Origin of the sequence: Sediminihaliea albiluteola, assembly GCF_014077625.1 — a bacterium.
Classification (GTDB): Bacteria; Pseudomonadota; Gammaproteobacteria; order Pseudomonadales; family Halieaceae; genus Sediminihaliea; species Sediminihaliea albiluteola.
In genome coordinates, this window is sequence record NZ_JACFXU010000014.1 from 828,282 (window position 1) to 851,530 (window position 23,249).

Sequence of the window (23,249 nt, forward strand, 5' to 3'; positions counted from 1 at the left end):
TACAGATCTGATGACTAGCCTGCGGCAGACATCAGCAGGAAAATCACTACTTGATTTTGCCTTCTTTGTAGATCACGTGCTTGCGAACAACTGGATCATACTTCTTCATTTCCAGCTTATCCGGTGTTGTACGCTTGTTCTTGTCAGTGGTATAAAAATGACCAGTACCCGCTGACGAAATCATTCTGATTTTTTCTCTCATCGTATTCTCCCTTGGCTAACAGCCACTTAGACCTTTTCACCACGGGCGCGAAGCTCACCGAGAACGGTGTCAATGCCCTTTTTGTCGATGATACGCATGCCTTTACTAGAAACTCGCAAGCTGACAAAACGCTTCTCGGACTCAACCCAAAAACGATGGTGGTGAAGATTCGGCAAAAAACGGCGACGAGTGCGGTTTTTTGCGTGTGATACGTTGTTACCGGTGACCGGACGCTTACCGGTGACCTGACATACTTTTGCCATGACTGCCTCTCCCACAAAACACGAGGTAATAAAAGAACTGGTGTGGCTTTGTGGGTCAAAAAATGGGACCCAGCCGCGCGAAGCGCGACTTTATACCAGAACACAAGACCTATAACAAGAAATTTGCAGAAAGAATTTTCAGTCGCAGGCGCGTGCAAAGTGGGCGTGTTCGCTGCGCTGTTCCCGCTGCCAAGGGGTATTATAAGCGCAAAAGGGCCAGCGCAGCACTGCTTTCGTAATTATTAAAGCTATCTAGTGCTCTAGCAACACCTTGCAAGCCACTGCCCAGCTTACAGCAAACCACTCTCCGCGAAGGAGCAGCTCTGGCCGCGGCCGACAATAATATGGTCCAAGACCCGAATATCCAGCAGGGCCAGTGCCTGACAAAGGCGCTCAGTGATGCGCCGGTCAGCTGCGCTGGGCTCGGCCACCCCCGATGGGTGGTTGTGAGCAAAAATCACCGCCGCCGCGCGATACTCCAAAGCGCGCACCGCAACCTCTCGTGGATAGACCGCAGCGCCGTCGAGTGTGCCAAAAAACAGATCTTCACAGCGCAGCAGGCGATGCTGATTATCAAGAAATAAGCAGGTAAAGACCTCCCGTGGCTGACTGCCCAGATGGTGGCGTAAAAATAGCTGGGTCTGCTGTGGGCTGGTTAATAGGTCGCCCCTATGCAAGCCCTCCTGCACGGAGCGTCGAGCCAGCTCTAGCGCCGCCTGCAATTGAGCGTACTTGCTCTCGCCCATTCCGCGGCAAGCCAACAGCTGCGCTCGCTCGGCACTTAGCACTGCATTGAGCCCGCCAAAGCGCTCTAGCAACTCACTGGCCAATTGCACAGCGGTATTGCCAGGGCTGCCGGTGCGCAGCAGCACGGCCAATAGCTCAGCGTCTGACACGGCCTGACTGCCGCGCTGCAATAACTTATCTCGAGGGCCCTCTCCGGCCCGCCAGTCTGATATTGCCATAACACCACTCCTCCTTGAGTGCCCAAACCCTGCCCACAACTGTCAAGCCAAGTCGCGGCGGTGACAAGCTGCAAAGCAGAGTGTTATCTTGCCGACTCGAATTCTCTAGTGTCGCAATTTGGAAGCCTCAATGGCACATCTATTTAATCGCAATATCCTGCTCGGCATCAGCGGCGGTATCGCCGCCTACAAATCCGCTGAATTAGTTCGTCAGCTGAAAACCCTCGGGGCTCAGGTGCGTGTCGTGATGACTCGTGGAGCGCAGGAGTTCATCACTCCTTTAACTCTGCAAGCGCTGTCGGGCAATCCGGTGCACTGCGAGTTACTGGACGCCGAAGCAGAACTGGGCATGGGCCATATAGAGCTCGCTCGCTGGGCCGACTTGCTGCTGATTGCACCGGCTACCGCAGACCTCTTGTCCCGGCTAGCAACTGGCCGCGCTGATGACTTACTCAGCACCGTGGCCCTAGCCACCCCAGCCCCGCTGATGCTTGCTCCAGCCATGAACCAGCAAATGTGGCGCGACCAAGCGACCCAAGATAATGTGCGGCTCTTAGAAGAGCGCGGTATAACACTGGTTGGGCCTGCCGCCGGCGAGCAAGCCTGTGGCGATGTGGGACCCGGGCGCATGGCTGAGCCCCCCCTCATAGCCGAGCGGGCCGCCGCTCTCTTTGGCAGCAACCTACTGGGCGGCAAGCGCGTGATCATAACGGCAGGCCCCACCCGGGAGGCCCTCGACCCGGTGCGCTACCTATCCAACCACAGCTCCGGGAAAATGGGCTTCGCCCTGGCCCGAGCTGCCGCTGAAGCAGGCGCTTTGACCAGCCTGATAGCGGGACCCGTCAGTCTAGAGACTCCGCCCCATGTGACCCGGGTGAATGTTGAAAGCGCCCGCGACATGCTAGCAGCCTGTCAAGAGCGAGTGGCGGAGTGCGACATCTTTATCGCCTGTGCCGCGGTCGCCGACTATCGACCAGCCAATATCGCCGAACAGAAAATCAAAAAAGGGGGGGAGCAGGCCCAACTCGAACTGCTGCGCAACCCAGATATTGTCGCCACCATTGCAGCCAGCGAAGTGCCTCCTTTCACCGTGGGCTTTGCAGCCGAAACCCAGGACTTACTGGCTTACGCACGAGATAAGCTGCAGCGCAAAAAACTGGACATGATTGTGGCCAACGATGTCTCCACAAAGGGTTTAGGCTTTGGTAGTGACGACAATGAGGTCACGGTGGTCTGGGACAGTGGCCAACAAGTCCTGCCCCGCGCCACCAAGCTGGCCTTAGCACAGCAAATTATCAAGCTGATAGCGAGCCGTGTCAGTGAAAGTAGCTGAGCTTTAATAGCTGATAACTAGCAATAAAGCCTATTTTCTTAGGCCCAAACCCAGGCACTGCTGCTGAGCCTGCTCAGCAGCAGTGCTTTTATTTGGCCCAACAAACGTTTATACCGAGAGCCGCGCATAATATGATAGTTCAAAACAACACAGCTCGGCTCCAATGGTAAAACCCAACAAACAAAAAATAGGCGCTAAAGCCTCGCAAAATATCGCCGCAGCCGGTGGTGCTCTGGCCCTATTTATTGGCCTTGGCCTGTCCCTGGCTGTGCTGAGCACTGCTCTTGCCTTTGCTTACTTGGCCAAGGTAGAGCTCCCTGAACAAGAAGCTCGCCAGATCCGACATATTGCGCAAGCCTACGCCGTCCAAGAGGCTAGCAGCCTGCACAATCTACTGTCGCGCCTGCACTTTCGCATCGCCAGTGCTGCATTGTCGCCTCTGGCCCTTCAGTCCATTGCCGATAGCAGCGATATGGATCTTCGCGTGGCTGAAAAAGCCATGATGAACGCTTTCCCAGAGGCACTTAGCCTGCGACTGCTGCCGCTTGATTCAATGGGCACCGCGAACCTTAGGGAAGGTAAGCACGGACTGCGTAACCACATTGAGATTGACCTGGTACGACGCGCCAGTAAAGGAGAAAAAACAGCGCCTGAGTCCTTCCAGTTTGACGGCAGGTGGCTCACTTCGCTGGCACAAGTGATCAGTCACCCACACATTCAAGACCGCCAAGCGGTCATCATTGTGAGCTTCGACAACGCCGAGTTCAGCAAGCAATTGGGCCTAGTTGAGCCCCATGGAAAGTCCGTATTACAGCAGCTATATACCAGCCACAGCGGTAGCCAAAGCAGCCAGGACATTGCCACTAGCGGCCAAGCCAGCAGCCGTGGTGAAGCTTATCAAGCTTTCGCCACCCTGCCCGACACTCACTGGCGCATCGCCTTTACACCCTCTGACTCACTACTGGACTCACTGCGCATTAATCGTAAAGCCTTTTATAGCATGGCCGCAGTGACAATAGCTGGCGTTATTCTTGGCCTACTGAGCACCGCGCTATTACTGCAAGGCCGCTTACGCAAGGAAAGCAAACTGCTGCTGGCTACTGCCGAATCGCGACGGCCGCTGTCACTGACTCTGGCCGAACTCGCTCCACTTGGCCGCCAGCTTCGCCGCCTCACCAAGAATATGCATGTTATTAGCGAGACCAAGCCAACTCAGAAGGCAAGCAGCTCCCGAGACAGCTCCGAGCCTAGTAGCTTGCTGTACCAAAAAATCGACTTCATCGATGAAGCTCAAGCCGATGATGAAACACACAAAACCAGGTCAAATCATGCCGATGATGCAGAGTTTGCCTTCTCCGAACATGTATTTCGGGCCTACGATATCCGCGGCAATGCCGACGGTGAATTAAGCGACAGGCTAGTACAGGGGATCGGCCGTGCAGTGGGCGAGCTTGCCTTAGAGCATGGCGAGCAACAGTTCATTGTCGGCTACGACGGACGCCTATCCAGCCCACGCATCCGCGATGGCATTAGCAAAGGCGTATTAGAGGCTGGGCTCGATATCATCGATATCGGACTAATACCCACACCAGTCATGTATTTTGCCACCCAGCATCTGAATTGCCACTCGGGCATCATGATCACCGGCAGCCACAACCCCGCCAGCGACAACGGTATGAAAATTGTACTGCAGCGTGAAACACTCGCCGCTGGCGCTATTCAGGATATTCGTCGGCGCATCAACGCTGCAGCCAGCACTAAGCCCCTTAGCAAAAACGGCCAAACCGGGCGTATCATCAAGCAAGATCTCAGACCGGCATACATAGAGCGGATAGTGAGCGATATCGCTATCGCCGTACCCTTAAAAATAGTTATCGATGCAGGCAACGGCGCAACTAGCGAGCTGGCGCCGCGCTTATTCCAAGAGCTCGGCTGCGAAGTGATACCACTGTTTTGTGAAATTGACGGCCACTTCCCGAACCATCCACCAGATAGCAGTAACGAAGACAACCTGCACTCACTCGTGTCAGTTGTGCAGGCAGAGAACGCGGACTTAGGCGTGGCCTTTGATGGTGACGGCGACCGAGTGGCTTTAGTTACCCGCACTGGCCGCATCGTTCGGGCAGACAGCTTACTGATGCTGCTGGCTCAGGATGTGGTGTCGCGCAATCCCGGTGCCGACGTAGTCTTTGACGTGAAATGCTCGCGCCACCTGGCAGAACTCATTACAGAACACGGCGGCCGCCCCATTATGTGGAAAACTGGACACGCCCTGATGAAACAAAAGATTAGCGAAACCGGGGCCCTGCTTGGAGGGGAGTTCAGTGGCCATATCTTCTTTGGTGAGCGCTGGTTTGGTCATGACGATGGCATGTATGCCGCTGCCCGCTTAGCGGAGATACTAAGCACCCAGGACCAAAGTTTGGACGAGGCGCTGGATGCCCTCCCCAGCTCAGTGAGCACCCCCGAGATATTGCTGCCTGTACCCGAAGAGAAAAAGTTTGCCTTGATGCAAAATTTCGCTCGTGAAGCGCACTTTGAGGATGGTAAAACCAGCACCATAGACGGGATTCGGGTAGACTTCAGCTCCGGCTGGGGCCTGCTGCGAGCCTCTAACACCAGTGCCGCACTCACAGCCCGATTTGAAGCTGACTCCCATGAAGAGTTACTGGCGATTCAGCAAGTATTTCGTGAGCAAATAGCCAAGGTAGCCCCAGACCTTCAATTACCGTTTTGATCCGCCGAGCCACTGGCTCGGCACTGCCCTGATGGAAGCACTATGTCACTGAATCGCGAATCAGCCCTTAACGTTGCCGAAGTTCTCACTGAGGCCCTGCCCTACATACAAAACTTCAGCGGTCGTACCGTGGTGGTCAAATTCGGCGGAAACGCCATGGTCGATCCGGCGCTGCACGAGAGCTTCGCTCGCGACGTGGTGCTAATGAAGCTGGTAGGCATGAACCCAGTGGTAGTCCACGGTGGCGGCCCACAAATCGGTAAGCTACTAGAAAAACTCAACATCCAATCCCACTTTATTAATGGTATGCGTGTCACCGACTCGCAAACGATGGATGTGGTAGAAATGGTTTTAGGCGGCAGCGTCAACAAGGAGATCGTGTCTTCTATCAGTCGCAATGGCGGCAAAGCTATCGGCGTGACCGGCAAAGACGGCGGACTCATTCAGGCGCGCAAGTTAAAGGTTAACCGCTATAGCCCCGAGCTTGGCGCCTCGGAGATTGTCGATATTGGCCAGGTTGGCGAAGTAGAAAAAATTGATACCGCTGTTTTGAAGGTCTTGATAGGCAGTGACTTCATCCCCGTTATCGCGCCTATTGGCGTCGATAGTGCAGGCAACACCTATAATATCAACGCCGATCTGGTTGCCGGCAAAATCGCCGAGGTAATGCAGGCGGAAAAACTAATGCTGCTAACCAACGTAGCGGGGCTGTTAGATAAAGACGGCAAAATCCTCACCGGCTTGAGCACCCCCCAAGTGGATGCGCTGATTGAAGATGGCACCATCACCGGCGGTATGCTACCTAAGATTGCCTGTGCACTGGACGCGGTTAAAGGTGGCGTTTCTAGCGCGCACATCATCGATGGCCGGGTGCCACATGCTGTGCTCCTGGAAATTTTTACCGATGTAGGTATCGGCACGCTGATCTCTAACCGCACACCCTAGGCCTAGTCTCCACCTAGCGATAAAGCCAGGGCTTTGTATTGCAGGGCCCTCGCGTTAGGGCTAGCATGACTTGCCACACGACGCGACTGTGAGCGAAATGTCACAAAAAAAATCACAACGCCGACAACAAATCCTGCAAGCCCTAGCCCAGATGCTGGAGGCAAACCCTGGCAATCGGATCACCACCGCTGGTCTAGCCCAGCAAGTCGGCGTATCCGAGGCGGCTTTATATCGTCACTTTCCCAGCAAATCAAAGATGTTTGAAGCGCTGATCGAGTTCATCGAAGACACCTTGTTCAGTCGCATCAGTATTATTCTTCATGAAGAAGAGTTTGCTGCCCAGCGCTGCGAAAAAATGCTTTCACTGCTGCTAGCCTTTAGCGAGCGCAACCCTGGGATAACCCGCATTCTGACCGGCGACGCCCTCGCCGGTGAAACCGAGCGCCTCCACCAGCGGGTGGCACAATTATTCGACCGCTACGAAACACAGCTGAGGCAGGTCATTCGCGAAGCTGAAGTCCGCGAGGGGCTGCGCCCTGCGATTCCCTTAGCCGAAGCTGCCAACTTACTAATGGCCAGCGCTGAAGGGCGAATCTCACAGTTTGTCCGCAGTGGCTTTAGTCGCTCGCCCACTGAGGGCTGGCAAGACCAGTGGTGCTTACTTATGGAAGGCTTTTTCCGCGAGGCGCTCAGCAAGCCTTTAGCGGGAAGAAACAGCACTTTCGCAGGTTAGGATCGCAGCGCTCAGCGCTCAGTTAACTGGCCGCGCTCTTTGCGACGGCGCAATTCAACCAGCACCAATAACTCTTCAAAGCGCTTAATGTCGCTGTCGTATTCAGCCGCCACCTTAGCTACCTCCTCCTTGCGAGAGGCTATATTTTGCTCTGTGCTGCGCAGCTCATGTCGCAAGTCGTCCATCACTTTGAGCAAAGCACTATCCACCTCACGCCCCTGGCGCTCCAAGTCAGCGGCCTGGACTTGAGAAGCCTCTATTTTCTGCTTCAAACTTCTCAACTTGCCCTGGAGAATACTGATACGAATTCGCAAGTCGCGCAGTGCTCGCGCTTTAGCGGCCTCTATGTCTTCAACACTGCTATAGCGCAGCAGAAGATTCGAATCTCGTTTCTGCGCTTGCTGCTGCGCCGCTCTGACCTGCTCTTCCTCAATCATCTGTGCGACTCGCGCTGCGCGCTCATCCGCCGAAAGCAGTCGCGGCACATCTTCTAGTACTGCACCTTTGGCATTAATCACCTGATAGCCATGACCGGCGTAATCAGTCGGCACACGGTGATCTATCACTACATTCCCTTCAAGGTTAATGTAGCGATAATAGCGCTGCTCGGACGCCGATAGCGCCGAGCAAAACAGCAGAGGCAACAATACTAGCTGCCTGACAATAATGCGCTGAATGATCATAGGCTCAAATATAAGTCGCTCAGTTAGTGGGCACAAGTAGCGACCGCAGAGCATCGCAGCTGAACAATAGCCACTTAGCTCACGCCGTAGCGCTCGCGATACTGTCTCATCGCAGCTAAAGCTTCGGCAGAATCACCAGCTTGCTCTAAGTATTCAATAATATGGCTCATATTAATAATGCTCAGCACAGGGATCTGGTGGGCTTGCTCGATTTCCTGAATAGCGGACAACTCACCGGCGCCCTTTTCTTCCCGGTTGAGACCTATCGCCACCCCTGCAAGGGTCGCATTGGCGCTCTCAATCATAGCAATCACCTCACGCACGGCAGTGCCAGCAGTGATGACATCGTCAATCACCAATACTCGGCCCTTAAGCGGAGCGCCTACCAAGACGCCGCCCTCGCCATGATTTTTGGCTTCTTTACGGTTGTAAGCAAAGGGCACATCGCGATTGTGCTGCTCAGCCAAGGCAACTGCGGTAACCGCTGCCAGTGGAATGCCCTTGTAGGCCGGCCCCAGTAAGACATCAAATTCCAAGCCTGAATCAACAATACATTGGGCATAGCAGCGACCCAGTGCCGCCAGCGCTTTGCCGCTGTTAAAAGCACCTGCGTTAAAGAAGTAGGGACTGCTGCGCCCCGACTTCAAAGTGAACTCGCCAAAACGGAGCACCTCGTAGTGACGCGCCAACTCGATAAACTCAGTCTGATACCTTTGCATAATAGAGAAATGTCCTTTCGCGAGGTTTGCGGATTCCACCAATCCGCTTTTTGCTGTATAAGGTGGGGATTTGAGCGTCTATAATAACAGGCTCGGCAACTAGGCTGTGTTTTTTATCCAGCTCTTTTGTGTGTATCAGTGTGGGAGTGGGTTTTGTACGTCCCGCAAAGTGCTTTGACCTGAGAGGCTCAGGTATCATACACCCTCGCCTAATAAGGGATCATGAATGAGGATTATCAGTTTCAGCGCCGATGGCATCAAAAATGCTGCCAAGCGGGGCTTTTACGACTGGCTGAGCGAGCAGGATGCTGATTTCGTCTGCATCCAAAACCTTCAGTGCAGTGAATACGATTTACAGGACAGTGTGTATTTCCCTCCGGAATACAACGCCTACTTCTTTGATGACGTCAACGGCAAGGCTAATGGCGTGGCTATTTACTGCCGTCAGCTACCCAAAGCCATTATGACCGGCTTGGGCTTTGCCGATTTCGACATGGAAGGACGCTACATCCAGGCCGATTACGAAAACCTGAGTGTAGGCTGCCTATTAGCGCCCAGTGCCGAGACCGGTAATGCAGAACAACTCGCTCGCAAAGCCGAGTTTTATCAGCTGCTACAAGGCCACTTGTTCAAAATCCGCAACAAGCGCCGCGAGTTCATTATTTGCGGTGATTGGCAGTTTGCTCACACCGCCGCAGACGTTCAGGACACTGAGCGCAACAGCACTCAGTCTGGCTTTCTCGCTGAAGAGCGGCAGTGGATGGATGAGCTGATCGAGGGGGGGTATGTCGACGCCTTCCGCGAGGTCAACTCAGACAATGACGAGTTCAGCTGGTGGCCCGATGGCGAGCGCGGCTCTAATGGCTGGCGCAGCGACTTCCACATTGTCTCCAAAGGCTTGAAATACAATGTGGACTACGGCGTGATTTACAAAGCACGAGAGTTTGGCAACCACGCCCCAGTCATCATGGATTACGACATCGAGCTGAGCTAAAAGCTCAGCCCTCTGCTAAGGCCTGCTTCTGCAGGCCGATCAGCTCGCTGACCCCCGCTGCGGCGAGGTCTAGCATCGCGTTTAACTCTTCGCGCTGAAATGGCGCACCTTCAGCAGTGCCTTGCACTTCGATCAGGCCGCCGTCCTCGCCCATCACCACATTCATATCGGTATCGGCAGAGGAGTCCTCTGGGTAGTCCAGGTCCAATACTGGCACTCCCTGATACACACCCACTGACACCGAGCCAATCAGCTGCCGCAAAGGATCCTGTACAATCAGTTTTTTGCGCTGCAAATAGTTAAGCGCATCAACGAGCGCCACACAGGCACCGGTAATTGCGGCTGTGCGGGTACCACCATCGGCCTGAATCACATCGCAATCAATCGTAATGGTGTGTTCGCCGAGCTTTTTAAGGTCAATCGCAGCACGCAAAGAACGGCCAATTAAGCGCTGAATTTCAACCGTGCGCCCACCTTGCTTACCACGAGCCGCCTCGCGCCCCATCCGCGAGCCCGTCGAACGCGGCAGCATGCCGTACTCCGCCGTGACCCAGCCACTGCCGCTACCACGCAAAAATCGCGGCACCCCAGCTTCCACCGATGCGGTACAAATCACTCGGGTGGCGCCAAAGTCGACCAGCACTGAACCCTCGGCGTGGCAGGTAAAGTTGCGAGTAATCTTTATATCTCGAAGTTGATTGGGCGCTCGGCCACTGGGACGCTGCATGAGGGGCTAACTCCTATTGGTAAAGGGGGCGAAGTATACGCCAGCGGGATATCACTTGCAGGATAGTCTGCGCAGCCGCTGTGAGGGGCGATATCAAACTGCTACACTCATTCGTTTACTTATGTCAGAGATGTTTGTTTGCCAATGATCCACAGCATGACCGCCTTTGCTCGAGAGTCGATGAGTACCGATATGGGCACCCTCACCGTAGAAATTCGCACGGTCAATCACCGCTATTTGGACTGCAACTTTAAACTTCCCGACAGCCTGCGCTCACTGGAGAGCGGCTTCCGAGAGCAGGCCAGCAAAGCCCTGGCCCGAGGTAAGCTCGATTGTTTCGTGCGCCTGCAGAGCCAGGGGGTAACCGCCAGCAGCGCACTCAATATTGACTCGGCACGACTTCAGCAAGTGCTGAGTGCGGCGCAGCAGATCGCCGAGCTCTCTCCAGAGAGCCAAGCTCTGAACCCGCTGGAGGTCTTGGCTTTCCCCGGTGTCTGCACAAGCCCCGAAGACAGTGAAAAGGCACTGCAGCAGTCGGCAACAGCGCTTTTTAAGCAGGCCCTAGATAGCCTGCGCGAAAATCGAGCCCGAGAGGGGGAGAAGCTCGAACAAATGATTCTAGAGCGGCTTGAGCAAGTCGCTAGCGAGCTCGCCCAATTGCGTCAGCAGTTGCCACAGCTAATGGAGCAGCAGCGCCAACGGGTGATTAAGCGTATTCAAGACTTAGAGGTGGACATTGACCAGGGGCGTTTAGAGCAAGAGCTTGTCTTTATGGCTCAAAAGGCTGACGTCGACGAAGAGCTCGACCGCCTAGATGCCCATATCGCAGAAGTTCGCCACAGCCTCAACAAAGGCGGCCCCTGCGGCCGGCGGCTCGATTTTTTGATGCAAGAATTTAACCGCGAAGCCAATACACTCAGCTCCAAATCAACGGCGATCAGCACCACTCAGAGTGCGGTGGAGCTCAAAGTGTTGATTGAGCAGATGCGGGAGCAGGTGCAGAATATTGAATGATGTTCTTGGCTGTTCAGAAGTGTTCTTTGTTGTCTTTAAATTCAGAGACTTAATAAATTTTGATGACCAACGTGTTCGTGTAAGTTCTGCCAAGTTTGGGTAGTGGTGGGTAGTAGATTGGGGAGTATTTTCTCGCTATATTGTGTCGGCGAGATTGTACTCCCCAATTTGTTTTGAGGCAGGAAGGTGGGCAAGCTACACGACAAAACCGTCAAGAAATTAATCAAAGAGAAGCCATCCGTGCGGCATGCCGATGGCAACGGCCTCTATCTCATGACCCCCAAGCGTGGCGACGCCTACTGGATGCTGCGCTACACCACAACAGCGACCAAGCTTCGGCGTGAATACACCATCGGGAAAGTAGAAGACTGGTCACTGGCAGACGCCCGCGATGAGGCGGCGAAGCTGAGGTTGGCGATTAAGCGGGAGGGGGCCGATCCGGTGCAGGAGCGGCAGAAGGTCAACCAGAACCCCTTCAAAACACTCAATGACCTTTACGCCGACTACTACGAGCTTCGCAAGCGCGAGATAGCGTCCCACCAGAAAGAGAAGAGCCTGTACGAGCGCGAGGTCGCCTGGCGTATTGGGAAGGTGGAGCTGGATAAAATTCGGCCAGTGGATGTCAGTGAGATCCTGCGCGATGTCGCCAACGGCTATGACGACAATAAGCCTCGCCCGACCATTTCAAACGACCTGATGCGCCTGCTGAGGAACCTGTTCGACCATGGCATCAAACTGGATGTCACCAGGTTCAATCCCGCCTCGCCATTTCGCCCCAGAGATGCCGGTGGGGAGGAGAAGGCCGCCAACTACCCAATGACGGAACCAGAGGTTATCGAGTTCTTCACCAGGCTTCGGGTGATTCCGGCGCAGTTCAGCCGAGAGAATTACCTGGCCTGCGCCCTGTTGATAGCGACCTGTACACGAAAGATGGAGCTTCTGGCAGCACCCTGGTCGGAATTCGACCTGGAGAACCGCATCTGGTATCTGCCCGAAGAGAGGACAAAAAAGAGAAGAGCCATCGATATTCCGCTCACGGAGCCTGCAGTGGAATGGCTGAACGAACTGAAGGTGCGCTCATGCGGTAGTGAGTGGGTCTTTCCAGCCCGCAGGATCAGCAAAAAGGCCCGGACTCCGCACGTGTGTGAAAATACGCTTAACCACGCGCTCAAGAAACTCTTTGAGAAGAATTTCTTCTCATTCGACAAGCGCCGTGTCCACGATTTGCGTGGTACGGCCAGAACGAAGCTGGGGGAACTTGGCTTTGATGACAATCTGGCCCAGCGCTGCCTGAATCAGTTACCCGGCAACCGGACGGACCGTGTGTATAACAAGCATGCATATTTTGAAGAACGGAGGGCAGCTCACGAGGCGCTCTGTGAATGGTTAGCGCCCATCGTGAGAGGTGAGGTCAGTTCTGGAGAGTAAAGGGGCCACTCAGGCCCCTTGCTGTTCAATCCAGGCCAGCAGATCGGATAATCGCCAGGCTACCGAATTACAGCCCAGCTTTAGTCGCGCCGGAGCAATTTTCTTTCGTTCCAACGACCACCATTGAGTGCGGCTGACGCCGGTAATCGCGCGGCGATCTGGTTCCCGGACCAGTCGTTCGCACTGCCCGGAACGGGCCAGCAACTTGGTTCGCAGTTCTTCCGGGGGCGGGCAGAAGCTTTTATCACTCATCCTCTGCTACCTCCGAATCATCAGTGGGAATACTGGGAAACTGGGAAAGCTCGTCAGTATCGGGTAGCTCCTTCCAGAATGCTCGTACCCGATCAGGCCATAGTGCAAAAAATCTCTCGGAGCGATCCCGCAACTTAATTTTCACGGTTCCGCGACTTTCTTCATTTGTTTCCAGGAAGCCCTTCTGAAAGAGCGGTGCGATGTGCCGCATATAGCGACTTGGTAAGCCCAGCTCTTCTAGAAAGGTATTTTTCGGAATCAGCCACTGTCTTTCGCCGTTCACGTCACGCCTAAGGCCGATCATTCTTCCGTAATCCCCAAGCTCGATTTTGGCGAAGCGATGGGTCCAGCCAACAACTGCGCGATGTAGGCGGGTTAGTACACGATGTTCTTCGGTATCAAAAAAGTGGCCACGATTCTGTAACCAAGCCGCTATGACCTTCTCCACGGCCTGCACTGAGCTTGCTTCCGTCCAGGGCACGATATAGTTCCTGCATGCGAGGCACAGTGCTACGGCTACGAGTGCAAAGCGCTTGAGCACACGGATTACCTGAGAGGCCATATGTGGGGTAACCCACAAATTCAGCAGTTTCCTGGTTTCCCGCTGGATGTAAGCGGGCAGCTCATCAATGTCGTCGGTCAGGCGCTCGACCCATTCGCGAAATAAAGTGCCGTAGTATTGTCTGGTGTGGCTTTTTAGCGTATCGACCAACTCCTGAGAGCTTGAAAGCCCATGCAAATCATCAAATGCGCCAAAGCGCCCGAAAACGGGAATTTCAACAAGGCGGTTTTCTTGCCCCGCTTTCACCTGCTTCCCAAGTTGCTGAAAAATATCTGAAAGACAGATTTCACCTGAGCTTAGTACCAACGTGCGCCAGTGAGTCTGAGGCGCGAGGTCTCCGGTGATTTTAGCGCGAAGTTTACTTGCGCCATTCATGATGTGGTATGTGGCTGTATCGACGTCTTCGGGCTTGGCCAAGCCGATTTCATCGAGTGCCAGCAACATATCATTATGCTCAGCAGAAACTGCCGCCAGGCCGTTAGAGGTCGATATCCAACTTCGCATGAACGTCGGTGCACCACAAACGCTGGTGGCCACCTGAAGCATTGTGGTTTTCCCAGATCCGGAGGGGCCTGCAAGGTGGAAGGCACCGTTCTCCAGGTCGGCGGGCTGCAGCATTGGCGCAGCCAGAGCCACGCCGACACTGAACATCGCCAGGGGATTTCCCGCACAGAGCCGGCCTACGTGGACTTGCCAGTCCTGCAGAGAGCCCATTTCTTGCAGAATGGGTGACGTTAAGAGTTGCCCGACAAAATGATGTTGCTCATTCGCCTGACCTGCCGTCCAGCCGCTCGTCGCGAAGACGGTATCATGCCAGCCTGTGCGATCAACCGTGATCGCGGGCGGCGCTTTTGCCATCTCCTCTAGTAGGTAGTGTTGCAGTCGTGTCCAGCTAAGGTTGCCGGGTTCCAGCGGGTAACCGGTATCCACCAGCAGTTCTCGTATTTGGCGCGCGTTGTCCCCATTCAAATTCCGTGCATAAACCACCTCTCTCAGCAGAACGCTGTCCATGTTTTTCCACTGTAGCAGCGCACCGTGACCGTGAGTCTTATTCGAGAGGCGCGTTCTGGCAATAACCTCAATCCACCCGCCAACGCGCTGCCACTGCTCCGAGCTATAGCAGTACAAGCCCGAATCCCTCAACTGAAATGTCATTTGTGCCCCCATCACAGCTGGTCCAGCCAGTCACGAACATCCTGGATCCGGAATCGGACAGCTCGTCCCTGTGGGTTAGGTTTAATGGGAGACGGAAAACGACCGGCCTGTACATACCTCCGCAGCGTGGCCTGAGAAAGCTGGGTGACGGCGCAAACTTCCTCGTAGGTGAGTAAGCGTTCGTTGGTTTCACTGGAAAACATGGGTCTCATTGAATACTCCTGGTGCGTTTTTAAATTTCAGGAGTATTGTGAGTAATCCGCAGTCTGGACCAGAACTCTGGAGTTGCCCAATTCGGGCGCAAAGAGAAATATATCTGTAACCAGCTGAATTTAAATACTAAATATTCTTAGTTTGAGCTTTTTTTCGTTGGAATAGGCGGTTTTCAATGCATTTCTGATGAAAACTTGAGCAGTATTTGGTGCCCGATACCATCACGGTATCGGTTCACGGAACGGTAACGTCGAGTGACTTTCACATGTGAAAGTTTTTGGCGTCAGCTACCGCGCACTGATCAGGACAGCCTCACAAAGTCGCTTTTCGAGACCCGGTAAACCTGCCACATGCTCCCGAATCGTAAACAACCTTCGAAAGGTCCTTTCCAAGCCCCTTTGCGTTAACCGATGTGGTTGAGGAATCGTTCCACAGCCATGGGGGGATGTGTGGCCCATGCTAAATAGTGGTGAGTAAAGGCCTGGTCGCGGCGGATAGCTTAAGGTCCCAAATGAATTATGGTAACCGGCACTCAAAGCCCAGGCGGCCAATGACGGGCCGTCTGGGAGCGAATCGGGAAGGTCCCAAATCAGATAGTTATGTGGAAAGAAACTGGAAAGTCCCTTGGCAACGGAAGACGTTTTTTCATTCAGATGCTTGTTGCGCCCGAAAAAGGCAAAAGCACGGCCCATCAAAATGACCAAGTCCGGTTAGCATCATTCATGCGTTCAGAACGAGAGGAGTAAGCAAATGACGCGAATGAACAAACGGCAAGTGGTCGAACAGTGGTGTAAGGTAAGTCGGTTAGAAGGGGTTGACCACACCCGAGGCACGCAGGCCGCGATTAAGCAATCTAAAGCATTTTTGCAGACGCTTATTGACTTGATTGACGTTGAGCAAGCCAGGTACCGATACATCGCCCAGCGCATCTGTGATGTGCATTGGGAGCACAATATTGCCCACCGGACGGACCAGACGGAGGGTTACCCGGGCCATCATGGCTGCCGGGTAAGGTTAAGGGGAAGAAAACTGGAACTGTCCTGGTTTTACAATTCATTCGTGCTAAAGAAAAACGGAACCGGATACGCCGTTTACAGCGAACATATTTCTAAACAAGGTCGGTACCGCCATTTCAAGTCGGCATTCGTGCGTGCCCAGAACTGGGAAAAACCCGTCATTGCAGATATCGAAGATGGTTTTGAACTGATTCGCAGGCTCAACGCTAATCTGACGCAACTCAGGAGAACACTGAAATCCAGCGCCCACCTAGTGGCTGAACTGGAGGCTTATCTGGAGGAAACACTGGCCCCGCTTGCCAAGGCTGCCAAAACTGAGGGTACCTCTAAAAGGTAGGATCAGGAAGACACGAAAGGCCGCACCCGAAAGTGGGTCACGGCCTTCACGATTTACTGGATCAATCCTCTTCAAACTCCGAAGAGTGGAACCTCAGTACGTTGCAGTTTTCCTTAATGGTTCGCTGCAATGATTCGTCGAAACCATCTTTCTTCTTGGCTTCGATTTCGACCGAGATTGTCACCTCAACACCCAGTTGCGCAGTGAACTGCTGAACCACTTCATCCACAATGGTGGCAAAATCCATTTTAGCCTTAACGGGGTCGAGCGCGGTGGTCCCGTAAAAGTGGGTTTTTACCGCGTCGGAGCCGGTGGCGCCAGTACTCCCATTGTCATCAACAACGCTAGGTGGAGTACAGACAGGAACGCCACCACCGGTTTGTATGCCGCCGCTTCCGCCTGCACTGCCTGTGTTGCTCCCCGTGTCTTCTCCAGGCTGAGGCTGTTGCGCCTGACGTTGCTTCTCAGCATAGGAAGCTGCTGCCTCACGCTCTATCAGTAGCGATGAATCGTCCAACGGGGCAATTGATCCTCGTCCGAAGCTAAAGCCCAGGTATCGATCCCCTTCCTTTCCGGAGGCGTACGCAAAATAATCTTCGGTTTCCACACCCTGGCTGATGGCGTTGCGAAACACCTGGTCGTTGACCAACCGGGGCAGGTAGAGATAGTGACAGCTGTCTTGCCAGACTTTCAGCGCACTGACTTCTGTCACACCGTCCTTCAGGTACCAGTCATTTAGCACCTTGCGTAGATGAATCGGCGACCATTCGTACACCAGCCACTCTTCTTCTCGCAGTTTATCTTCAATACTTTGAATGAGATTCGGAGCGGTCGGCGGAATAGACACCACTTCCCAGTTCAACTCGGGGCGTCCCTTCAAAAAGTTTTCAACAGGAGCCAGCAGCCATTTCCAGGTTTCGCGGATGAGCTGGGTAAGCGATTGTTCTGCTCCGTCACGATTGCGCTTGGCCTGGTTCAGATGCGACAGATCCTGATTGAGCGTACCGCTTTCAATATCTGCCACGATTGAACGCCAGGCGAGGAAGATCCGGCCCTGTTCCTTCAGGCGGCTGACCACGTCAAAGTCGGGTGCCAGGAAGATCAGGCGGTTTTGCTTCTGGCGGGGTTGCTCGCCACGGTTGCGCAGAATTTTTTCCGCCTCGCCAAAGGCCTGGTTGGTGTCAGTGCGGCTATAACCAGCCTGAGCGGGCAATACCACCAAGCGAGGGCCTGAGCCGTAGTCATCGGGCACATCCACGGACGGCGTGAATACATGGATGCCGCCGAAGTGGTGATTTCTCCCGAACGATCGATGCACTCGTTCTTTCAACAGGGGAATCAGATCGTCGCGCTCATTGATGTTTTGTTTGCGGCTTTCCATCTCTCGGCGCAGGTTGGGCTTGGTGTCCAGCCAATAGCGGTCCTGCTCGGCGTACAGGTAGTGCAAACGGTCCCGTAGCCGCTTGAGTACATCCTCAAACACACCGATAGTTTGTCCCGGCTGCACAGTGCCCAGTAAAACCCGCTCGGCCTGTATGCCGCGTATCATCTGTTCCTGGCTGGAAGGGGCACTGCCCAGAAAAATACTGCGTGCAGTGCGCCGGGCAGCCTGGACTCCACCGAACAAGGTGTGGTGGCCATCAATGTCAGCGGGGATAGAACGCGGCCCATCCACTTCTTTTTCAATAACCGGCTCCCAGCCTTGGGGCAGATAGTGAATGCTCTTGTTGCGCACATTGGTGTCTTCCAGCGGCAACGAACCGGGCATGATAAGCGCGTCCCGATTGTCGGAGTTCCACAGGCGATGAATTACGATCGCCATGTACTGCAGCACACCACGGGTTCGCTGAAACTTGTCCAGAGTGGACCAGTCTTCATAAAGTCTATCGAACACCTCAGGGTGAATCGGGTATGAAGAGCACAGTCGCTCAAAGTATTCGTTGGATTGGGTCTCCACCGGAAACTTGTCGGCGTGCTGCCGGTAGAAGTCTGAAAACTGTCGACTGATGCCTTCGATCTCGGCTCGCTCACCAGAACTCTCGAATAATCGGCGGCGAACAATCTCGAAGGCCTCACGAGAGCCCACCGGCTTCCAAACAGACTCCACACGGGCAAAATACGTTTCCAGCGACTCCAGAGCACGCTGACCCATGGTACCGCCCACCTCCAGCTCAGATTCGGGCAGAGAGGCAAGCAGAATTGCATTGGGTACGGCCTTGAGTGCCTCCGTAAGTCCTTGAATGAAACTGATGTTGCTATCAAAAGTGCCGGCTTTATATTGCTTGCCCAGCTCCAGCTGTCGGGTAAACGCCACCAGTTCGTCGATCAGAATGACGCAGGGCGCGGCGCGGCTTAGCAGTTCTTTCAGCACGTCCTTGCCCGGTGAGGTCCCGTCGGTGTCACTGTCGGCGACCAGGGCAAACCCTTCCTCGCCGAGCAACTGCCAGGCCAGTTCGCCCCAAATTGTATTTACAGTTATAGAGCCGTAGGTGCGGGCCTGGCTGGGCGACAGGCGAATACCATCGATCACCGCTATACGCGCTCGGGGTAACTCGCTGATGCCAGCTTCATCCAGCACTGGGGGAATGCCCATCAGTTTGTCGGTGCTGACTTCACGGCTGGCCAGGTGGTAAACGGCCAGCATGGTGTGTGTTTTGCCGCCACCGAATGCCGTTTGAAGCTGAATGACTGGATCACCACCATGACCTGCCAGACGCTGGGCCACGGAGATCAGCAAAAGGCGCATCCCCTCAGTAATATAGGTCCGAGAGAAAAACTTCTCGGCATTCTGATACTCGTCAGGTGCGGTTCCACCGGCTACCTGTGAGATGTCGGCGGCGAACTCAGACTGTTTAAAAGAGCCTTCCAGAACATCTTTATGAGGTTGGGCGATTTCGCGCCAGGGTTTCAGGCTCATAGCTCGCTCTCCATCTGTGCACTGTATATCGTCAGCTTCAGCTCACTCTCGTCATTAAGCTGATATTCCGGGCGTCTTCCGGATAGACGCTCACTGATTTCAAGAATAATGGGGACACCCTCACCACGTTTATCCATGATGTGTTGTCGGTGTGATGACAAGGTGTCATCGTCGATAGGGCAGCGAGCCAATAGGCTGGTAAGCGCCTCATTTCGTGCGGCCTGACGGAATGGCAAACTCTCAGGCGTCATGGTATTGGGCAGCATACCGGGTGAGTACAGCTCCAGCCGGTCATCAAACAAGCGAAGCCGTATTTTGGCACCGCCCATTGAGTAATCCCGGTGGGCGACGGCGTTGGTAACCGCTTCAAAGATGGCGAGGAGATCGAACTGGGGCAAATCTTCACGTCCGCGCTCAGCGCGCTTTCGAGCCGCAACCCGCATGTTCTTACGCACAAAAGCGCAGGCACCCAGTATTTGCTGGTCCAGTGGCCCCGTGATGTCTTGAGCATCCCGCTGATAAGCCTTTTCGGCTTCAGGCAGGGCGTGTGTGCCTTGATAAGCCACGGCCTGAATAAAAGCCCCCGGCAAAAAACGTTGCGGTTCATGGCTAGCCATCAGCAATCCCGCAACGGTGGGCCGCCATACTTCCTGATCATCACGAGCGGCCATCGCCAGCTTATCCAGCACAGTCTCGGGCGCGTTGTGGTGTTGCGCCGGTACAAACCGCTTCCAAAGGATTTCATCCAGGTCCGCCATTGCTGCTTTGGTCACCGGTGTTTCGTCGAAACGGATCAGGCGGGACTGGCTGCGTTGCTGAAACAGTCGCGCAAGTTGGTCCGGCGGAATCGGGCGTTTCGACGACCCCACTCGCTGCATATAGCCGCAAGGGCTTTGATGCACGAACAGGCTGCGAGAAACATCAATACGAATGACTGGCTGTTCACTACCGCCGGTATCCGGCAACGTCATGCGTTCAATAATAGGGGCCAAGGGTGGCTTGATGGATTGTTCGCATGCTTCACGCACCAACGTTTCCACAGCATCCAGCCGTTCCAGTGGAATGCCTACAACTTCACGGCTTCTGTCCTCAACGCCGAGCATCACCACACCGCCGGCGCTGTTCGCAAAGGCTGCCATTTCGTCGGCAAGGTCTGCCTGCGAAGGTCCCCGGATTTTGTCGCCCGCAAAACGGACCTCTTTAAGCTCAAGAAAGCCGTCTTCGCCCAGCCGGATTTTTTCAAGCAATTCGCTACGTGTGCCAAACATACTAAAACTCCGCTCCTAATCGCTTCCAGCGCCGAGAAAAGGCCTCGTGCCCCCCTTCCATCACCCTGCATACCTCATTGCGCAGTTCGACCTCCTGGAGAGCGCCGCTTTGCTGCACGTAACACTGCCCGCGCCCAAATTCCATCACATGCACCAGTTCGGCATCGCCATTTACAACTACGTTGGGATTGTGGGTGATAATAATGAGCTGACGACGCAACTTGTTTTCGCGAATCTGTCGCACGATCAGGTCGTATATCAAGTGGTTGTCGAGGTCATCTTCAGGCTGGTCGAGAACAATGGGTTCCTCACCAAACGCAAGTAAGAATGCCAATAATGCTGCAGAGCGTTGACCCTGTGACCCTCGGCTAATCGGGTGCCAGCTGCCTTCGCGCTGATACTCGATGCGCAGGTCATCTTCTGGAAACCAGGCCTCAATATGGTCTGCGAATTCTGGCTTTTCGTGCTTACGTTGCAGCGCATTCCGAAAGTGTCCACCCACACCATCCATATTGATTAATCGCTCCTTGACGGCTTCAACGGCGGATTCTTTTTCAGCTTCAACCGCTTTCGCCAGATCAAACGCGAGCCCCCCGGAAGGCTCTTCGTTATCAAATCTCAAAATATCTTCCGCGAAGCGATCATTTCCTACGTCGATCAATTCGCGCACCTCGCGCTCCAGCTGACGTTCGTCATAACCATAAGGCACGACAGCGATTTTCACATGGGTGTTGTTGGCCAGAGTATGTTGCACGAAGGTGTTGCGCGCCTGAGTGAGAGCCACCCGTTTCTCGCTCAACAATGTTTGTTGCGCACCTATTTGACGGGACAACTCCTCACGGTCGCTACGCATTTTCGTGAAAGCCTTGCACTGCAATTCAAGTTGCTGCTTCTCGTGCGTCAATCGGGCAAAAGCTTGCGGATCGCTAACACCCTGGGCTGCGAGTTTCTGCTGTAATTCTGTATGTGCTTGCTGCGTAGCCTGAACACGTGCGGTCCATTGCGAATAGCGTGGGTCTTTCTCAACGGACTCAACAATGGCACTGACCTTTTTTGCCTGCTCCTGCAACCCAGTGCGAACCTGTACGATCTGGGCGTCAATTTCCTTGCGCAGAGCCAGGATATCCGTGTCCTGCTCTGTGAAGTATTGCGTCGGCCAATCATCCAGTATGATTTGCTCGGCCAGCGCGGAGATACGGCCTGCGTCATCCTGCAACTGCTCGAACAGGGTTTTTACCTCCCGGGACTGGTGTTGCGATTGACCATAAGCCTTTAGTACGGAAGCCTGGTCCGTCTGCGACAGAGCGGCCAACTTCTTGCTGGTTTCCTCCAGCTTGCGTTTAACCTCAGGCTCTCCGGCGAGTTTGCCATCCAACTCGCGCAGCCGGGCGCGTTGGGTAAAGAAGGTGCGTTTTGCCTCCTCAAAGGCCTGCTTCAAAGGCTCCACATTGGCGACTTCATCAATAATCGACAATAAGGTTTGCCGACCACTTCCGGCCATTGCCGCTATTTGCCCCTGAGAGAAAATGCGCAACGGAAAGCGTGCCGCGTTCACACTCTGGCTACTTGATGCTTGCCATTGGTCGCCATCCTTTTCCTCAACGACGACGCCCTCGCCATCGGCACGCCACCGCAAACGTAACTGGGCCTCATCGTGTTTCCATTCCACGCGAATTTCGGTGTTGTCCCGCAACGCCCCCTTGTCATCGCGTCCTTTGGCAGTTTTGCGAAAATCGTCAAACTGGGCACGGGGTTCGCTATCTGGCCCGAGTTGCGTTAATTCCTGTTCGCGACGTGCAGCCAGGCGTAAGGCATGCACCACGCTGGATTTTCCCGTACCCCGGCCACCCACAATGGCATTGAAAAAAGGCGAGCATTCAAGTCGTGCGATCCGGCCATTGCCAATATAGCGGCCCCCTTCAATATCTATGGCGGTAATTGCATGAGGTGGCACCCGGAACGGGTTAAACTCACCGTCATCGCTGCGCCGAATCGACACACCATTACCGTCAAGAAGTGCCAGGCGCAGCCCTTCGAGAGTGGGACTAGCCATTTTGACCCAGGTAAACCGACTGCCCGGTACGGCGTTGCCCTGGAAGCTGTGACAGTCACTACCCACCACACGGGCGAGACGATTTTCTGCATCTGCCACACACTCCGGCCAGGGGCTGCTGCCGTCACACCACTCCACGGCCAACAGTCCTTTTACACCAATGGCCTGGCGAAGTGTATTGGCGTCAAGCTGGCTCTTTTTGCACTCTGGCTGACATCTTAGTAGTCCCTTTTCTTGATCGGCATGAGCCGGAATCGGGACAGCGCCTGCGGTTAGTATGGCGCTAAGGACCTCGGCGATGCCCTTGCTTGTAACACCATTGCTGTCACCTTTCGTACCTTGGTATCCAACAGCACCGAGCAGGGAGTCGACATCGCTGGTTGATGCGGCAGGATCAAACAACGCCAGCATGTGTACGCCGCCCTGTGTTGAGATTTCGACGCCTGGAAATAACGTCAGCTCCCGAAATCCCTCGGGCGGTTCTCCCTGATCCGCCTGAGCCTTCATCCGCGCGTAGGCAGTTTTCAGGGTATCGATCCAGGCACCAGAGTTATGGTCTGTAACGGCGACGCAATCGATCCCCGCTGACATATAGCGCAGAAGCCAGTCCTCGGGAGTGAAGGATAGGCGTTGTTTATACCAAGGCGTATCGTGGGACTGTGGTGTATGGGTGTGAAAATCAAATTTCCACCAACGCGAGCCGGGATAGGGCCAATCAGTGCTTGTCATCGAA

General features: G+C 54.4%; 20 protein-coding genes. 8 read left to right on the forward strand and 12 right to left on the reverse strand.

The annotated features are described in order from the left end of the window. Positions 1–46: 46 nt before the first annotated feature. From rpmG to radC, 3 genes are all read right to left on the reverse strand, one after another. A complete protein-coding gene (rpmG, locus tag H2508_RS10695) occupies positions 47–202 on the reverse strand; it encodes a 50S ribosomal protein L33 (protein WP_182173051.1) in 156 nt (51 codons plus the stop codon). A 26-nt stretch (positions 203–228) separates the two neighbouring features. Continuing rightward, on the reverse strand, positions 229–465 hold the full coding sequence (gene rpmB, locus H2508_RS10700; RefSeq protein ID WP_182173054.1) for a 50S ribosomal protein L28: 237 nt from the start codon (positions 463–465) through the stop codon (positions 229–231). A gap of 290 nt (positions 466–755) precedes the next feature. Beyond that, complete coding sequence (gene radC, locus H2508_RS10705; RefSeq protein WP_182173057.1) at positions 756–1,430, reverse strand: RadC family protein; 675 nt, start codon at positions 1,428–1,430, stop codon at positions 756–758. A gap of 130 nt (positions 1,431–1,560) precedes the next feature. On the opposite strand from radC, the gene coaBC reads away from it, so the two are divergent. The 4 genes from coaBC to slmA all read left to right on the forward strand — a co-directional run bounded on the left by coaBC (position 1,561) and on the right by slmA (position 7,178). Beyond that, a complete protein-coding gene (gene coaBC / locus H2508_RS10710) occupies positions 1,561–2,763 on the forward strand; it encodes a bifunctional phosphopantothenoylcysteine decarboxylase/phosphopantothenate--cysteine ligase CoaBC (protein WP_182173060.1) in 1,203 nt (400 codons plus the stop codon). A gap of 163 nt (positions 2,764–2,926) precedes the next feature. Then, positions 2,927–5,500 carry a phosphomannomutase/phosphoglucomutase gene (locus tag H2508_RS15025; protein WP_182173063.1) on the forward strand — a complete coding sequence of 858 codons (2,574 nt, stop codon included), beginning with the start codon at positions 2,927–2,929 and terminating at the stop codon, positions 5,498–5,500. 42 nt (positions 5,501–5,542) lie between these two features. Continuing rightward, entirely contained in the window at positions 5,543–6,445 is a 903-nt protein-coding gene (gene argB / locus H2508_RS10720; RefSeq protein ID WP_182173066.1) for an acetylglutamate kinase, read from the forward strand. Positions 6,446–6,542: 97 nt separating this feature from the next. Beyond that, positions 6,543–7,178 carry a nucleoid occlusion factor SlmA gene (gene slmA, locus H2508_RS10725; RefSeq protein WP_182173069.1) on the forward strand — a complete coding sequence of 212 codons (636 nt, stop codon included), beginning with the start codon at positions 6,543–6,545 and terminating at the stop codon, positions 7,176–7,178. Positions 7,179–7,189: 11 nt separating this feature from the next. Here slmA and H2508_RS10730 read toward each other — a convergent pair whose 3' ends face one another. Both H2508_RS10730 and pyrE read right to left on the reverse strand, forming a co-directional pair. After that, complete coding sequence (locus tag H2508_RS10730; RefSeq protein WP_182173072.1) at positions 7,190–7,861, reverse strand: hypothetical protein; 672 nt, start codon at positions 7,859–7,861, stop codon at positions 7,190–7,192. A gap of 74 nt (positions 7,862–7,935) precedes the next feature. Further along, positions 7,936–8,580 carry an orotate phosphoribosyltransferase gene (gene pyrE, locus H2508_RS10735; RefSeq protein WP_182173075.1) on the reverse strand — a complete coding sequence of 215 codons (645 nt, stop codon included), beginning with the start codon at positions 8,578–8,580 and terminating at the stop codon, positions 7,936–7,938. Positions 8,581–8,806: 226 nt separating this feature from the next. On the opposite strand from pyrE, the gene H2508_RS10740 reads away from it, so the two are divergent. After that, complete coding sequence (locus H2508_RS10740) at positions 8,807–9,574, forward strand: exodeoxyribonuclease III (RefSeq protein WP_182173078.1); 768 nt, start codon at positions 8,807–8,809, stop codon at positions 9,572–9,574. 4 nt (positions 9,575–9,578) lie between these two features. Here H2508_RS10740 and rph read toward each other — a convergent pair whose 3' ends face one another. Beyond that, positions 9,579–10,301 (reverse strand): ribonuclease PH, encoded by a 723-nt coding sequence (gene rph, locus H2508_RS10745; RefSeq protein WP_182173081.1) that lies wholly within the window; start codon positions 10,299–10,301, stop codon positions 9,579–9,581. Between the two features lie 156 nt (positions 10,302–10,457). Between rph and H2508_RS10750 the strand changes: the two genes are divergently transcribed. Then, positions 10,458–11,315, forward strand: a complete 858-nt coding sequence (locus H2508_RS10750) for a YicC/YloC family endoribonuclease (RefSeq protein ID WP_220463689.1) — start codon at positions 10,458–10,460, stop codon at positions 11,313–11,315. 186 nt (positions 11,316–11,501) lie between these two features. Further along, positions 11,502–12,743, forward strand: a complete 1,242-nt coding sequence (locus tag H2508_RS15255; protein ID WP_182173083.1) for a tyrosine-type recombinase/integrase — start codon at positions 11,502–11,504, stop codon at positions 12,741–12,743. 9 nt (positions 12,744–12,752) lie between these two features. On the opposite strand, the gene H2508_RS10760 is transcribed toward H2508_RS15255, so the two are convergent. From H2508_RS10760 to H2508_RS10770, 3 genes are read right to left on the reverse strand one after another with little or no spacing between them, the layout of a single operon-like run. After that, on the reverse strand, positions 12,753–12,995 hold the full coding sequence (locus H2508_RS10760; RefSeq protein WP_182173086.1) for a helix-turn-helix transcriptional regulator: 243 nt from the start codon (positions 12,993–12,995) through the stop codon (positions 12,753–12,755). Next, on the reverse strand, positions 12,988–14,724 hold the full coding sequence (locus H2508_RS10765) for a DUF927 domain-containing protein (RefSeq protein WP_328799353.1): 1,737 nt from the start codon (positions 14,722–14,724) through the stop codon (positions 12,988–12,990). Before H2508_RS10765 ends, H2508_RS10760 begins: the two co-directional genes overlap by 8 nt. Next, the gene (locus tag H2508_RS10770) at positions 14,724–14,924 is read right to left on the reverse strand and encodes a helix-turn-helix transcriptional regulator (protein WP_328799354.1); all 201 of its coding nucleotides are present in this window, start codon (positions 14,922–14,924) and stop codon (positions 14,724–14,726) included. The genes H2508_RS10765 and H2508_RS10770 overlap by 1 nt, the downstream gene beginning before the upstream one ends. Positions 14,925–15,675: 751 nt before the next feature. On the opposite strand from H2508_RS10770, the gene mobI reads away from it, so the two are divergent. After that, positions 15,676–16,278 (forward strand): conjugative transfer protein MobI(A/C), encoded by a 603-nt coding sequence (gene mobI, locus H2508_RS10775; RefSeq protein WP_182173092.1) that lies wholly within the window; start codon positions 15,676–15,678, stop codon positions 16,276–16,278. Positions 16,279–16,339: 61 nt separating this feature from the next. On the opposite strand, the gene H2508_RS10780 is transcribed toward mobI, so the two are convergent. The 3 genes from H2508_RS10780 to H2508_RS10790 are packed head-to-tail and all read right to left on the reverse strand — an operon-like array spanning position 16,340 to position 23,245. Next, positions 16,340–19,195: an ATP-binding protein gene (locus H2508_RS10780; protein ID WP_182173095.1), complete on the reverse strand. Its 2,856-nt coding sequence runs from the start codon at positions 19,193–19,195 to the stop codon at positions 16,340–16,342. Next, positions 19,192–20,463, reverse strand: a complete 1,272-nt coding sequence (locus tag H2508_RS10785) for an ATP-binding protein (protein WP_182173098.1) — start codon at positions 20,461–20,463, stop codon at positions 19,192–19,194. Before H2508_RS10785 ends, H2508_RS10780 begins: the two co-directional genes overlap by 4 nt. A 1-nt stretch (position 20,464) precedes the next feature. Then, entirely contained in the window at positions 20,465–23,245 is a 2,781-nt protein-coding gene (locus H2508_RS10790) for a TrlF family AAA-like ATPase (RefSeq protein WP_182173101.1), read from the reverse strand. Between the last annotated feature and the right edge of the window lie 4 nt (positions 23,246–23,249).

Bases quoted from the DNA above. Each gene is read 5' to 3' on its own strand.
- H2508_RS15025 (WP_182173063.1), top strand. From the start codon at position 2,927: ATGGTAAAACCCAACAAACAAAAAATAGGCGCTAAAGCCTCGCAAAAT.
- H2508_RS10780 (WP_182173095.1), bottom strand. From the start codon at position 19,195: ATGAGCCTGAAACCCTGGCGCGAAATCGCCCAACCTCATAAAGATGTT.
- rph (WP_182173081.1), bottom strand. From the start codon at position 10,301: ATGCAGCGTCCCAGTGGCCGAGCGCCCAATCAACTTCGAGATATAAAG.
- rpmB (WP_182173054.1), bottom strand. From the start codon at position 465: ATGGCAAAAGTATGTCAGGTCACCGGTAAGCGTCCGGTCACCGGTAAC.
- H2508_RS10790 (WP_182173101.1), bottom strand. From the start codon at position 23,245: ATGACAAGCACTGATTGGCCCTATCCCGGCTCGCGTTGGTGGAAATTT.
- radC (WP_182173057.1), bottom strand. From the start codon at position 1,430: ATGGCAATATCAGACTGGCGGGCCGGAGAGGGCCCTCGAGATAAGTTA.
- H2508_RS10770 (WP_328799354.1), bottom strand. From the start codon at position 14,924: ATGAGACCCATGTTTTCCAGTGAAACCAACGAACGCTTACTCACCTAC.
- H2508_RS10750 (WP_220463689.1), top strand. From the start codon at position 10,458: ATGACCGCCTTTGCTCGAGAGTCGATGAGTACCGATATGGGCACCCTC.
- rpmG (WP_182173051.1), bottom strand. From the start codon at position 202: ATGAGAGAAAAAATCAGAATGATTTCGTCAGCGGGTACTGGTCATTTT.
- coaBC (WP_182173060.1), top strand. From the start codon at position 1,561: ATGGCACATCTATTTAATCGCAATATCCTGCTCGGCATCAGCGGCGGT.
- pyrE (WP_182173075.1), bottom strand. From the start codon at position 8,580: ATGCAAAGGTATCAGACTGAGTTTATCGAGTTGGCGCGTCACTACGAG.
- H2508_RS10760 (WP_182173086.1), bottom strand. From the start codon at position 12,995: ATGAGTGATAAAAGCTTCTGCCCGCCCCCGGAAGAACTGCGAACCAAG.
- H2508_RS10765 (WP_328799353.1), bottom strand. From the start codon at position 14,724: ATGGGGGCACAAATGACATTTCAGTTGAGGGATTCGGGCTTGTACTGC.
- H2508_RS10785 (WP_182173098.1), bottom strand. From the start codon at position 20,463: ATGTTTGGCACACGTAGCGAATTGCTTGAAAAAATCCGGCTGGGCGAA.
- mobI (WP_182173092.1), top strand. From the start codon at position 15,676: ATGACGCGAATGAACAAACGGCAAGTGGTCGAACAGTGGTGTAAGGTA.
- H2508_RS10730 (WP_182173072.1), bottom strand. From the start codon at position 7,861: ATGATCATTCAGCGCATTATTGTCAGGCAGCTAGTATTGTTGCCTCTG.
- argB (WP_182173066.1), top strand. From the start codon at position 5,543: ATGTCACTGAATCGCGAATCAGCCCTTAACGTTGCCGAAGTTCTCACT.
- slmA (WP_182173069.1), top strand. From the start codon at position 6,543: ATGTCACAAAAAAAATCACAACGCCGACAACAAATCCTGCAAGCCCTA.
- H2508_RS10740 (WP_182173078.1), top strand. From the start codon at position 8,807: ATGAGGATTATCAGTTTCAGCGCCGATGGCATCAAAAATGCTGCCAAG.